Source organism: Nisaea nitritireducens (genome assembly GCF_014904795.1).
Taxonomy (GTDB): domain Bacteria; phylum Pseudomonadota; class Alphaproteobacteria; order Thalassobaculales; family Thalassobaculaceae; genus Nisaea; species Nisaea nitritireducens.
On sequence record NZ_JACZFS010000027.1, the window covers coordinates 61,844 to 74,474 of the forward strand.

Consider the following 12,631-nt stretch of genomic DNA (forward strand, 5'->3'; position numbering starts at 1 on the left):
TGCAGGTCTAGTCTTTCCGGATCAGGTCTCGAACGCGCTGGAACATCTGTGCGAGCCACGGACGTATCGGCAGGAACAGACGGTAGCCATACTCAAGCAGCGGCGTCAGGCCCGGTAGCGATGCAATTTTGGCCACCCACCTCCATCCCGGCAATTGTCGCCAGACCTCGACGAAAGCGGCGGCGCCTGAGTGTATCTGTCCGTCTTTCCCGATGATGTGGAAACGCCTCATCGCCGTTTCCCTGTCGAGGGCCGGCGGCATTACGGCATTGGAATCGGACACATCCACAAGACATAGCGCCCCCTGCACATCATGCTGCCGGTACATATGGATTTCGGACTGGCAGAGAGGACAGGAGCCGTCAAAGAAGACAACTGTTCGACTTTCCGTGTCCGCCATTTTCCGCCTCGCTCAATGTACTGGTGCTGACCTCGCATGAAGTCTTACGCTGCTGTGCTGGCGACGGATCTTTTTTGCAGCCTGCCGGAGCAGGCCATCAATGGCTCGGGATTGGACCGGCAGCAATACAGCTCACCAAGCCGTTTCTTGCTTCAGGCAGTCTCGACGGCCCGCCGCGCGGGCCCTCTCCTGTCGAGCTGCAGCCAAAGGAAGAAAGCGACCGAAAGATTGAGGAGGTTCCAGGCCACGCCGTTCAGGAAAGCGGCGTCGTAAGACAGGGTCAGATCGTAGATTTTTCCCGACATCCAGCCGCCAAGCGCCATGCCGAGCAACGTTGCCGATAGTACAAGCCCCACCCGGGTTCCAGCCTCGGCCGCAGGGAAAAACCGCCGCACGACCAGCGCATAGGTCGGCACAATGCCACCCTGTGCCAGACCGAACAGGGCGGAGACGGCATAAAGGGAAATCAATCCGGTAAAGGGCAGGAACAGCAGCAGCGACAGGCCCTGCATGACCGAGGATACGATCAGCGTCGGCAAGGCGCCGATCCGGTCGGCAAGCCAGCCGAAGACAAGACGGCTGACTATGCCCGTTGCCAGCATCAGGGAGAGCATTTCCGCACCGCGCGCCGTGCCGTAACCCAGATCGCCGCAATAGGCGACGATATGGACCTGGGGCATCGCCATGGCGACACAGCAGCTGAGGCCGGCGACCAGAAGCAAGCCCTGCACGGCGCGGCCAGACAAGGGGCTTCCGGCACTTTCCAGGGCCGGTGCGGTCGGTGGTTGGGCAGGCCTTCCCGGTAGCGGCGCAGGCACAGACGGGCTGCGTTCGCGTAAAGCCGCCGAAAGCGGCAGAAGGGTGCACAGGCAGACGCCCGCGATAATCATGTGCGTGTCGCGCCAGCCCTGCGTGTCGACAAAATACTGCACCACGGGAGGCCAGATCGTGCCGGCGAGATAGCTACCGCTGGCCCCGATCGCCACAGCTATGCCGCGACGGCGCTGGAACCAGTGGGTAACGTCAGAGATCACCGGCCCGAAGCTGGCCGAACTGCCGAGCATGCCGACCAGAAGCCCCTGAAGCAGTACGAACTGCCATAGATTTTCCGCATGGGCGGAGAGAAAATAGCCGAGCGCCAGTGCGATAGCGCCGAAACGCAGCGGCACCACGATGCCGTAGCGATCAGCCAGCCGGCCCATCAGGATGCCGCCAATAGCGAAACCGATCATGGTCGCTGTATAAGGTAGCGAGGCATCCGCCCGCGCCAGTTCGAAGTCTGCTTCGACCGCCGGCAGGATGACCACGACGGACCACAGGCCCACACCGCCGATCATGCTGATCAGCAAAGACATGGAAAGCCGGAACCAGGCGTAGGGACTGTCGACTTCCCGCTCCGCCAGAATGGACGCGATCTTCATTCGATAAACGGCCTAAACTGAATGATGTTTTAGCGCCGCCCGGAAAGGCGGCTCCGGAAGACGGTAACCGAGACAACGGGCAGCGCAAAGCCCGGATATGACTGCATAAAGAAGCCTCGGTACAGGCCCGCGTCAGGCGGAAAGCAGAGAGCGAAGGATCGGCTCACGGCTGCCGGTTCATGCGTTAGACTTCATCAGCATAGGCGGTCGACTCATAGCTTTTAGTGCGCTCAAGAGCATCCAGCCAATAACCGGAGCTGATGATCTCAAGTTTTACAGCGTCTTCGCCAACAGGTTCCGCGCGCACGGTCCAGACGACCTCGGCAGCATTGGGAAACGACTTTCCGGACAGTTGATCTCCGTACAGTCGGTGCAGAATGGCGTGGTCGTCCATACCGTCGGCCAGCAACCGCACCAGGAACGTCTCATTGTTGACGTTCTTCAGCAGGTGCTTCGCGCCTGCGCCCACCGCCGTAACCTGAAGCTCCAGACGAACCGCATCGGGCTTCGGGAACGATTTTGGAAGAGCCGCATACAGCAGGCTTCCGGCATTGAAGAACCGTTCATGCAGGGTGGAGTTCGAGTATTCCTCCCAAAGTTTCTCGTCTTGCATCTCGCCGGCTGCGTTACGCATCTGACCGTCTCGAAGAAGGTCAGCCATGTCGTGCTTGAGCACCTGGTACGCCGCCTCTTCGGGCTCGAGATCCTGCAGCGACAGGATGCACATCTCGCGCTTCTCGTCGTCGCTCATTCCGGACTGACTGCCGTATTCCATGGCATCGAGCAACGCCTCGAAATCACGTGTCGTCCGCGCCCCTTCTATTTCCAGGATGTTGGAGAAATGAAGCACCTGAACTTTGTATGAATTGACCATTCACGATCAGCTTTCTTCCGCCCAACCACGCAGGTTGGCGCGCAACGATTCCGCCCCGGTCGGCAGAATCGAAATGGGAATTTCCGGATACGATATTTAAAAGGTGATTATCCAGAGGAAGACAAGTCCTAGCGAGGAATATCTCATCATGGGTTTACGTGGACCGGGGCTGACGATCCGGCGCACGATCTCGCGCTTTGACCGATGATCGGCATCGACACGGAGGGGCAAAGCCAAGCGCATAGATTGTCGGCCTCACGCCCCGTTCTCTCATCGCATAATAGCCGTATAAAAACCGGAACTACTCACCGCACCCCATGCATCATAGAGAAAGAGAAACAAACAATCGGGTTCGTTATTCCGGTTGAACAATTGCGAAACGCAAAGAGCTGCAGGGAGCCGGCGCATGAGAGCATTCAAGGGCATTAGAGTCATCGATTTCAGCCGCGTGCTGTCGGGCCCGGTCGCAACACAGATGCTGGGCCTGCTCGATGCCGACGTCATCAAGATCGAGTCGCCTGGCGACGGGGACCAGTTGCGCGGCGTGCTGACGGATCCCGAAATGGCGGCGAAGCGGATGTCTCCCGCATTCCTCACTGTCAATCTCAACAAACGCAGCATCGCGCTCGACCTCAAATCCGACGTTGGGCGAGCGGCAGCGGTTAAATTGGTCGAGAACGCGGATGTGGTCGTCGAAAACTTCGTTCCGGGCGTCGCCGCCAAGCTCGGCATAGATTACGAGAGCGTGCGCGCGGCCAACCCGAACGTGGTCTATTGCTCGATCAGCGGCTACGGCCAGAGCGGCCCGAAAAGCGCTGAGCGGGCATACGATGTCGCCGTGCAGGCGGATTCAGGCATGATGTCCCTGACCGGGCATCCTGAAACCGGGCCCACCCGCGTCGGTTTCATGCTGATCGATATGACCACCGGCATCTCGGCAGCCTACGCGATCGCTTCCGCATTGTATCGGCGCGCAGTCACCGGCGAGGGCCAGTATCTCGACGTCGCGATGTACGACACGGCACTTCAGATGATGTCCTGCCAGGCGGCGGATTACATGATGCGCGGCAATCTGCCGGGCCTGCTCGGCAACGGCTCGCCGATGGCGCAACCCACCGCGGGCGCCTTCGAGACAAGCAACGGGATCCTGCTTCTGGCGACCCTGACATCGGCGCAACAGGAAGCCTGTTTCCGTGCCCTCGGACTGGAGGAACACTTGCAGGACCCACGCTATGCCACGGAAACCGCGCGGCAGGAAAATTTCGGTACCGGCCGGGATCTGGTCCAGGCCGCCATGAAAGCCCGGACTGCGGAGGAATGGCTCCCGGTCCTGAAGCAACATGGCGTTGCAGTGCAGCAGGTACGCGGCCTGGAAGCAGCTCTCTCGGACCCGCAACTCGCGCACCGGGGCATTCTGGTCAATACGTCCGGTGAGGGTCTTGACGAGAACACCGACATGGTCGGCGCACCGTTCCTGGCCAACGAAGACGGCCCGCTGACAGAGACCAGCGCGCCGGTCAGGGTCGGTCAGGACAGTCGCGCGATCCTGGAAGAGCTGAACTGCACCCCGGACGAAATCGACGCCATCCTCGCCGGGGTGGAGTGAGCAAGTCGGCAATCCCGGCCAGACAGGCGGGCTGCATGCCCTGCATTCCCGATCCTCGTTGGCAGGGTGATTGAGCTGGTCTATGGATTATGGATGGGTGCCCCGTCACCAATGTTCCCGCTAGGACATGTCCATGAAGTTCCGCTTCCCCATCGTCATCATCGATGAAGATTTTCGCTCGGAGAACTCTTCCGGCTTGGGCATTCGTGCCATCGCGCAAGCCATCGAAGCCGAGGGTTTCGAAGTGCTCGGGGCGACCACCTACGGCGACCTGTCGCAATTCGCCCAGCAGCAGTCGCGGGCCAGCGCCTTCGTTCTGTCCATCGATGACGAGGAATTCACCCCCGGACCCGATCTCGATCCGGCTGTCCTGAACCTGCGCACCTTCATCGAGGAAGTGCGCTGGAAGAATTCCGAGGTGCCGATCTATATCTACGGCGAGACCAAGACCAGCCGCCACATCCCGAACGATATCCTGCGCGAGTTGCATGGCTTCATCCACATGTTCGAGGACACGCCGGAATTCGTGGCACGCCACATCATACGCGAGGCCAAGGGCTATCTTGAAAGCATCCAGCCGCCCTTCTTCAAGGCCCTACTCGACTATGCCGAGGACGGCTCTTACTCCTGGCACTGCCCCGGCCACTCGGGCGGCGTTGCCTTCCTGAAAAGCCCGATCGGCCAGATGTATCACCAGTTCTATGGCGAAAACATGCTGCGGGCTGATGTCTGCAACGCCGTGGAGGAGCTAGGCCAGCTGCTCGACCACAACGGCGCCATCGGCGCCTCCGAACGCAATGCCGCGCGCATTTTTAACGCCGATCACTGCTTCTTCGTGACCAACGGCACCTCGACCTCGAACAAGATGGTCTGGCACCATACTGTGGCGCCGGGCGACGTGGTCGTGGTGGACCGCAACTGCCACAAGTCCATCCTGCATTCGATCATCATGACAGGCGCCATCCCGGTCTTTCTGAAGCCGACGCGGAACCATCACGGCATCATCGGCCCGATCCCACAATCCGAGTTCGAGGTCGAGTCGATCAAGGCCAAGATCCGGGCGAACCCGCTGCTCAAGGGCATCGATGCCGATGCGGTCAAGCCGCGCATCATGACAATGACGCAATCCACCTACGACGGCGTGCTCTACAACACAGAGACCATCAAAGGCCTGCTCGACGGCTACGTCGAGAACCTGCATTTCGACGAAGCCTGGCTGCCGCATGCCTCCTTCCATCCGTTCTACGGCACCTACCATTCGATGGGCCGCAAACGGGAACGGACGAAGCACTCAGTGACCTATGCCACGCAGTCCATTCACAAACTGCTGGCCGGGATCAGCCAGGCAAGCCACGTTCTGGTGCAGGATTCGCAAGAGGTCAAGCTGGACCGGCACCTCTTCAACGAAGCCTACCTGATGCATACCAGCACCAGCCCGCAATACAGCATCATCGCCAGCTGCGATGTCGCCGCCGCCATGATGGAACCCCCGGCGGGCACCGCACTGGTGGAGGAAAGCATCGCCGAGGCGCTCGATTTCCGCCGCGCCATGCGCAAGGTCGACGACGAATTCGGCGAAGACGACTGGTGGTTCCAGGTCTGGGGACCGGACGCGCTGGCCGATGAAGGCGTCGGTAACACCAGGGACTGGGTGCTGAAAAAGACCGACGCGGACGGCGTTCAGGCCGCCGATGGGGAGGATTCCTGGCACGGTTTCGGCGACATGGCGCCGGGCTTCAACATGCTGGACCCGATCAAGGCCACGCTTATCACCCCCGGCCTGAACCTCGACGGACGGTTCGAGGACTGGGGCATTCCCGCATCCATCGTGACCAAGTATCTGGCCGAGCACGGCGTGGTCGTGGAGAAGACCGGCCTCTACAGCTTTTTCATCATGTTCACGATCGGCATCACCAAGGGGCGCTGGAACACGCTGCTGACCGCACTGCAGCAGTTCAAGGACGACTATGCCAAGAACCAGCCGATGTGGCGCACCATGCCCGAGTTCTGCGCAAAACAGCCGCGCTACGAGCAGATGGGGCTGCGCGATCTCTGCCAGCACGTTCACGCGCTTTACGCCAAGTACGGCGTGGCGATCCTCTCCACCGAGATGTATCTGAGCGACCTTACGCCCGCCATGAATCCCAGCGAGGCATTCTCCCATATCGCCCGCCGCACCACGCAGCGCGTGCCGATCGACGCACTCGAGGACCGGATCACCACCAGCCTGGTCACACCCTACCCGCCGGGCATCCCGCTCTTGATCCCGGGCGAGGTGTTCAACGGGAAGATCGTCGAATATCTGAAGTTCAACCGCGAATTCGCCCGCGAATGCCCGGGCTTCGAAACCGACATCCACGGTCTCGTGCAAGAAGTCGGGGAAGATGGGCAGATGCACTACTTCGCCGATTGCGTGGCTGAGTAAGCTGAGCTGACAGTCGCTCCATAAGCCAAAAGGCGCGACCATCACTGGTCGCGCCTTTCTCTGTCTTAGACCCCCAGCTTGTCCCGTAGCGCGTACCACCACGAGCCCGCCGCCGAATAGGGCACCCGGAACATCCGGCCGCCCGGGAACGGGTACCACGGCACCTTCTCGAACACGTCGAACCGGGAACGGTCGCCATGGATGGCTTCCGAGAGGATACGGCCAAAGGTGTGGGAGCCTGTAACGCCGTGGCCGCTATAGCCGTGCGCGAAATAAGTATTGTTTCCGATCCGGCCCATCTGCGGCACGCGGCTGAAGGAAAGGGCGAAGTTTCCGCTCCAGGCGTAGTCGATTTTCACGCCCTTCAGTTGCGGGAACACCTTGTTCATATTCGGCAGCAGTTTGGCCCTGATATCGTGCGGGTCGGTGCCGCCATAGACCGTTCCCCCGCCGAACAGCATGCGCTTGTCGGCGGAGAGGCGGAAATAGTCGAGAATGTAGCGCACATCCTCGACACAGACGTCGGTCGGGATCAGCTCGGCCGCGCGCGCTTCGCCAAGCGGCTCCGTCGCCATGACCTGGGTCGAGACCGGCATGACCCGCGCCGTCAGCGTTGGCACCACATGCCCCAGATAGGCATTGCCGCACAGCACAAGCGTCGAGCAGGTGATCGAGCCATCCGGCGTCTTCACAATAGGCTTTGCCGCCTCGGTATCGACATGCACGGCGGGCGTCTGCTCGTAGATTACCCCGCGCAGTTTCTCGAACGCGGCAGCCTCGCCGAGCGCAAGGTTGAGCGGGTGCATATGGCCGCCGGAATGATCGATCACACCGCCCGCATAGACGTCCGAATTGACATGTTTGCGGAGCTGCTCCTTGTCGAGCATTTCCTGATTGTTGATCCCGTAGCCCTGCCAGAGCTTCAGCCGCTCCTCCAGCTCGCGCATATGCGCGCCGGTATAGGCTGTGAAGACGTTGCCATCCTTCAGATCGCATTGGATATCGTAGGTCTTCACCCGTTCACGGATAATCTCGCCACCTTCCTGCACCAGGCCTGCAACGAAATTGGCGGTGTCCGCGCCATAGCGCTTCTTGATGGTCTGCAGGCTGGCGTTCAGGCCATTGACGATCTGCCCGCCATTGCGCCCCGAGGCGCCCCAACCGACCCGGGCCGCCTCGATAATCGCGACCTTGTGCCCCTTCTCGGCCAGGTGCAGCGCGGTCGAAAGCCCGCTATAGCCAGCGCCGACGACCAGAATGTCGACCTCAACGTCCCCCTTCAGTGGCGGACGCTCCGGCGACGGGTTGGCGCTGGCCGCATAGTAGCTGCCAGTATGCGCGGTCACGCCCTCGAAAATCATTTCCGGGCGGCTCATCACACGACCTCCAGATAGCTGTCATACTCGAAGTCAGTCACCTGACGGGCGAAGCGCTTCAGCTCCTGCAGCTTGCTTTCGACCAGCATGGTCTGCAGCCGTTGCGAGTAGACTTTCCGGATATTGCGGCCCCGCCGGAAGGCCTCGATCGCGGTCGCCCAGTCCAGCGGCAGGTGATCGAGCTTCATGCTGTAGGCATCGCCACTGATCGGATCCGCCGGCTGCATCTCGCCCTCGATCCCGATGAGCGCACCGCCGAGGATGCTGGCCAGCACAAGATAGGGATTCGTGTCCGCGCCCGCGACCCGGTGCTCGATCCGGCGTGCCTTGGGACTGCCGCCCGGAATGCGGATGGCGGCGGTGCGGTTTTCATACCCCCAGGCAACGCTTGTCGGCGCGTGCGCGCCCGGCAGCAACCGGCGATAGGAGTTTTCGTGCGGGGCGAAGACCAGCGTGTTTTCCTGCATGGTCGCCAGCAGTCCAGCGACCGCGTTCCGCATCAGCGGCGCACCTTCGTCGGTGCCGTTATCGAACAGGTTCTCGCCCGCCTCGTTCTCGAGCGAGAAGTGGACGTGCAGACCACTGCCCGCCCGATCTCCGTAGGGCTTCGCCATGAACGTCGCGGCAAGGCCGTGCTTGCGGGCGATACCACGGACCAGACGCTTGAAAAGAACAGCATCATCGGCCGCCTTCAACGCGTCAGCCACATGCACCATGTTGATCTCGAACTGACCGGCGCCATTCTCGGATATGGCTGCGTCTGCCGGGATGCCCTGCTCGGCGCAGGCATCGTAGACATCGTCCAGGAACGCGTCGAAATGCTCTAGCTCGTCCAGCGACAGCGCGCCGTCTGAATCCAGCCGCTTGTCCGTAATCGGCGAGCGCGGCGGCTCTGGTTGCGTGCCGCTTGGATCGTAGAGATAGAACTCCATCTCGGTCGCAACCACCGGGGTCAGGCCCCGCTCCTTGTAACGGGCCACGACATCGGCCAGTGCCCGGCGCGGGTCGCCCAGGAAAGGCTTTCCATCCTCCTCACGCATCCACAACATGGCCAACGCGGAGGGCCGGTTTGTCCAATTGATCAGAACGATCGGGCGTCCGGTGAAGTCGCAGATCCCGTCGGAATCTCCGGTTTCGAAGACAAGCTCGCTGCCTTCGATATCCTCTCCCCAGACATCGACGCTGAGGGTCGAAAGCGGCATGCGGAGGCCGCCCCCGAGGATTTTCACCGCCTGTTCGATCGGCAGGCGCTTGCCGCGCATCGTGCCGTTCAAGTCACAGACACAGGCGAAAACGGCTTCGATTTCGGGGTTTTCCAACAGCAAGCTGTTCAGATTGTCGACAGACACTCTCGGCCTCGTTCGCAAACATGAAAATCAGGGGACGCTTTGCTGACTTGAGAGCGCTTTTCGACCTTCTGTCAAATCGAATATCAACGCGTGGTGAGGCGGAACGTGAATATCCGATGGCAGAAGCATAGGCATGTCATCGTCAGGCAGTGTATCGCTCCGAGTTGACGACGCAAAAAAGAGCCGAGGTTCTACATACCTTAACGCCGAATGGCCCACACCCGCAGATCGGTGACGACTTTCACAGCCGCAAGGACGACCAGCGTACAGAGAACCAGCTTCGATAGTGTCTCCATCGTTCCCTCGATCAGGATCGCATGAACCACACTGCAGAGGACTGTTACCGCCACCAGAGCCGTGTGACCGAGGCGCCATGTGCGCAGGCGCAGCCGGAGCCGGCGGCGGAACACAGCCAGGACAGCCGCCGCGATGACCGCCCACATGGCGATCACGCCCCAGTCCGAGAATGGCGTCGGTGATGCGAACAGAAGCGCGTCGATCACGTCCGGCGGGCTGGTGATCCAAAGGCCCGCAACGTGGATCGCAACCGCCGTGACGAGAGCAAGTCCGATGACCCGATGGACCCGCCTCCCGCGCTGGCCGGGCAGGCCCGGCAGGTACCCGCCAATCAGCAAGGGCTGAACCAGCAGGAGGATCATCGCGACGATCCCCGCAAACCCGGCCGCGATGTAGATCGGATCGCGCCAAGCAAGCAGGGGACTCGCCGCCGCCGCGGCGAGCGGCGTCGCGATGACGGCCAGGAGACCGGACCAGACCAGAATCGTACGGCCTCGCCTCATTCTCCAAGAATGCCCCTGATCAAGCCGGTTTCAGGACAAAATCCGCGCGCAAACTGGTATCTTGCGAGCTCGACATGACCGGACGCAGGAAGACGGTCTCGAATTCGTCGCTGTCATAAGCCAGGTGTCCGTGCGGTTGACCGAACGCAGGCACGATCTGCGGCATCTCAAGCCGGAACTCCCCGTTCGCGTCGGTCAGCGTGGCGCCATGACTGTGAGGGTCACGCTCGTATCCTTCGGTCGTATGCGCCCAGATCTGGATGCGCTGTCCCGCAAGCGGGACACCATCGCCCGCGCGGCGCACCGTTCCCGTCATCCAGAAACCGCCGCCACCGATCCGATCCACGATCGGCGCGTTGGGGATATAATTATTGGAGCCACCGCGCATCGAAGGCGTCGCCGCCAGACCTTGCGCGCGGGCGGGAACAAGGCGACCGGAAACCCACGTTGCCGCAACGGCACCGCCGGCTGCGATCAGGGTACGACGCGTAAACAGATCAGTGGGCATATGGAGTCCCCCGATGGACATGGTGTTTGCCAGCCTGACTGACGGGCCGTCAAACGACTGTCGCCGATAGCAGGCCCCTTTGAGAATTCTTATGATTTAAGATGGGCAGAGCATGTGATAACCGGCGCTCACGGCTTCGTGATGCAGGATTCTCCCCCCAATCAGTGGGTCACGGCCGCTCGGTGTCGTCCAGAGCTCTCGCAACGCGCCGCATGATCGTGCGCCGTGAGCGGTCATCGGCGGCGGTCTCCATTTTTTCCCTTAGACGAAGGGAGAACTCCGCCAAATCATTATGCCAATCCGGCCCCCGAACCGCTTCTGGCGTAAGCCGCCTGACCTTTTTCTTGAATTGGATCGCGGCGCGGCCAGCCGACAGGTCGACGGCGTCATCCAGTTGTGGAATGACAATCCGGTCCGGGTCGACACCCTTGGCCTGCAAACCGTCCCGCATGGCTGCAAGGGCCTCTTCCTCACCATGTGTGAGGAAGATTGCCGATTTCACCGGCAACCGGTCCGTCAGCCAATCGATCAATTCGTCTCCGTCAGCATGTCCGGAATACACATCGATCTGCCGGATAGCCGCCTTTACGCGGTGCTCTTCACCAAAAATCGTGACCGCATCGACCCCGGCCGAGAGGAGCGCTCCAAGTGAGCCGGGAGCCTGATAACCGACCAGCAGGACAGTCGCATCGGACCGCCACAGATTCTGCTTCAGATGATGCCGGATCCGTCCGGCGTCGCACATGCCGCTGCCGGCGATGATAATCGCCCCGCCCTTCACCCGGGCGATCAGCTTGCTTTCATCGACCGACTCGGTGAAGCGGATGTTCGGGCGTCTGAAGCTGGCCCCAACGGCCGGCAGATCCTCCAGCATGAAAGAGTTCTTCTCGAATACTTCGGTCGCTCGGATCGCCAGCGGCGAGTCGAGGAAAACCGGCACCTCAGGGATACGCCCCTGATCGAACAGTGCTCCAAGATCGAGCAGAAGCTCCTGCGTCCGCTCGACTGCGAATGCAGGAATCAGAAGGTTTCCTCCCCGCGACAGCGCCGTGTTCACTTCCTCAGCGAGCACAGTCCGCCGGTGTTCAGGCGTTACATCGATACGAGGCCGCCCGCCGTAGGTCGCCTCACAGCAGACCCAGTCCCAGTTCCCCGGCGCTTCAGGGTCCGGGTGGAGCAGCTTGTGGTCGGGCCCGATATCGCCGGAGAACAGCAGTCGGGACAGGCGCGCGTCCGGATCCCCGGACGACACCTCCACCTCGATAGACGCAGACCCGAGAATATGTCCGGCATTCCAGAACCGGGCACGAACGCCCTCGCCGACCTCACGCCATGTCTCGTACTCGACAGAAGAAAAGGAGCCGAGCGCGGCCTGTGCATCTTCCTTGTCGTACATCGGCGTGACAGCCGGACGGCCGCGCCGCGCGTTCCGCCGGTTCAGCCGCTCGACCTCCATCTCCTGAATATTGCCGCTGTCCGGCAACATGTAGGTCAAGAGATCGACCGTTCCGCTTGTGGCGAAGATCTGTCCGGTGAAGCCCTGCTTGACCAGCTTGGGAATGAGCCCCGAATGATCGATATGCGCGTGGGTCAGCAGAACGAAGGAAATCTTCTTCGGGTCGAACGGAAAGGGCCCGTAGTTGAGCTCCTTCAGGGTTTTCGAACCCTGGAACATCCCGCAATCGACCAGGAACTGACAGCGGTCGGTTTGCAGCCAATAGCACGACCCGGTGACGGTTCCGGCCGCGCCGCAAAATGTCAGGATCATTCGATAAAACTCCGTTGAACGCGCTCAAGCCAAAAATGTTAACAGGCGAAGCGGCTGGCACTGACAGATTACCCCCCGCCGGACTTTCAGCCATCCGATAAATA

10 protein-coding genes are annotated in these 12,631 nt (G+C 61.1%); 2 read left to right on the plus strand and 8 right to left on the minus strand.

Going from position 1 to position 12,631, the window contains the following annotated elements; genetic code table 11:
- Positions 1-7: 7 nt before the first annotated feature.
- From IG629_RS09980 to IG629_RS09990, 3 genes are all read right to left on the minus strand, one after another.
- The gene (locus IG629_RS09980; RefSeq protein ID WP_193171809.1) at positions 8-400 is read right to left on the minus strand and encodes a thiol-disulfide oxidoreductase DCC family protein; all 393 of its coding nucleotides are present in this window, start codon (positions 398-400) and stop codon (positions 8-10) included.
- A gap of 152 nt (positions 401-552) precedes the next feature.
- Positions 553-1,821, minus strand: a complete 1,269-nt coding sequence (locus tag IG629_RS09985) for an MFS transporter (RefSeq protein ID WP_193171810.1) — start codon at positions 1,819-1,821, stop codon at positions 553-555.
- Between the two features lie 184 nt (positions 1,822-2,005).
- Positions 2,006-2,695 (minus strand): hypothetical protein, encoded by a 690-nt coding sequence (locus IG629_RS09990; RefSeq protein WP_193171811.1) that lies wholly within the window; start codon positions 2,693-2,695, stop codon positions 2,006-2,008.
- A gap of 406 nt (positions 2,696-3,101) precedes the next feature.
- On the opposite strand from IG629_RS09990, the gene IG629_RS09995 reads away from it, so the two are divergent.
- Together IG629_RS09995 and IG629_RS10000 are read left to right on the plus strand one after the other, a co-directional pair.
- Positions 3,102-4,301 carry a CaiB/BaiF CoA transferase family protein gene (locus IG629_RS09995; RefSeq protein ID WP_193171812.1) on the plus strand — a complete coding sequence of 400 codons (1,200 nt, stop codon included), beginning with the start codon at positions 3,102-3,104 and terminating at the stop codon, positions 4,299-4,301.
- Positions 4,302-4,434: 133 nt separating this feature from the next.
- Complete coding sequence (locus IG629_RS10000) at positions 4,435-6,726, plus strand: arginine/lysine/ornithine decarboxylase (protein WP_193171813.1); 2,292 nt, start codon at positions 4,435-4,437, stop codon at positions 6,724-6,726.
- 65 nt (positions 6,727-6,791) lie between these two features.
- On the opposite strand, the gene IG629_RS10005 is transcribed toward IG629_RS10000, so the two are convergent.
- The 5 genes from IG629_RS10005 to IG629_RS10025 all read right to left on the minus strand — a co-directional run bounded on the left by IG629_RS10005 (position 6,792) and on the right by IG629_RS10025 (position 12,527).
- A complete protein-coding gene (locus IG629_RS10005; protein WP_193171814.1) occupies positions 6,792-8,102 on the minus strand; it encodes an NAD(P)/FAD-dependent oxidoreductase in 1,311 nt (436 codons plus the stop codon).
- Complete coding sequence (locus IG629_RS10010) at positions 8,102-9,451, minus strand: glutamine synthetase family protein (protein ID WP_319025060.1); 1,350 nt, start codon at positions 9,449-9,451, stop codon at positions 8,102-8,104. The genes IG629_RS10005 and IG629_RS10010 overlap by 1 nt, the downstream gene beginning before the upstream one ends.
- A gap of 200 nt (positions 9,452-9,651) precedes the next feature.
- Complete coding sequence (locus tag IG629_RS10015; RefSeq protein ID WP_193171815.1) at positions 9,652-10,251, minus strand: ferric reductase-like transmembrane domain-containing protein; 600 nt, start codon at positions 10,249-10,251, stop codon at positions 9,652-9,654.
- Positions 10,252-10,270: 19 nt separating this feature from the next.
- Positions 10,271-10,759 carry a peptidase associated/transthyretin-like domain-containing protein gene (locus IG629_RS10020; protein ID WP_193171816.1) on the minus strand — a complete coding sequence of 163 codons (489 nt, stop codon included), beginning with the start codon at positions 10,757-10,759 and terminating at the stop codon, positions 10,271-10,273.
- Positions 10,760-10,928: 169 nt separating this feature from the next.
- Entirely contained in the window at positions 10,929-12,527 is a 1,599-nt protein-coding gene (locus IG629_RS10025; RefSeq protein WP_193171817.1) for an MBL fold metallo-hydrolase RNA specificity domain-containing protein, read from the minus strand.
- Positions 12,528-12,631: the final 104 nt, after the last annotated feature.

Coding starts and splice junctions, on each gene's coding strand:
- IG629_RS10025 (WP_193171817.1), bottom strand. CDS start 12,527: ATGATCCTGACATTTTGCGGCGCGGCCGGAACCGTCACCGGGTCGTGC.
- IG629_RS09980 (WP_193171809.1), bottom strand. CDS start 400: ATGGCGGACACGGAAAGTCGAACAGTTGTCTTCTTTGACGGCTCCTGT.
- IG629_RS10020 (WP_193171816.1), bottom strand. CDS start 10,759: ATGCCCACTGATCTGTTTACGCGTCGTACCCTGATCGCAGCCGGCGGT.
- IG629_RS09985 (WP_193171810.1), bottom strand. CDS start 1,821: ATGAAGATCGCGTCCATTCTGGCGGAGCGGGAAGTCGACAGTCCCTAC.
- IG629_RS09990 (WP_193171811.1), bottom strand. CDS start 2,695: ATGGTCAATTCATACAAAGTTCAGGTGCTTCATTTCTCCAACATCCTG.
- IG629_RS10015 (WP_193171815.1), bottom strand. CDS start 10,251: ATGAGGCGAGGCCGTACGATTCTGGTCTGGTCCGGTCTCCTGGCCGTC.
- IG629_RS09995 (WP_193171812.1), top strand. CDS start 3,102: ATGAGAGCATTCAAGGGCATTAGAGTCATCGATTTCAGCCGCGTGCTG.
- IG629_RS10000 (WP_193171813.1), top strand. CDS start 4,435: ATGAAGTTCCGCTTCCCCATCGTCATCATCGATGAAGATTTTCGCTCG.
- IG629_RS10005 (WP_193171814.1), bottom strand. CDS start 8,102: ATGAGCCGCCCGGAAATGATTTTCGAGGGCGTGACCGCGCATACTGGC.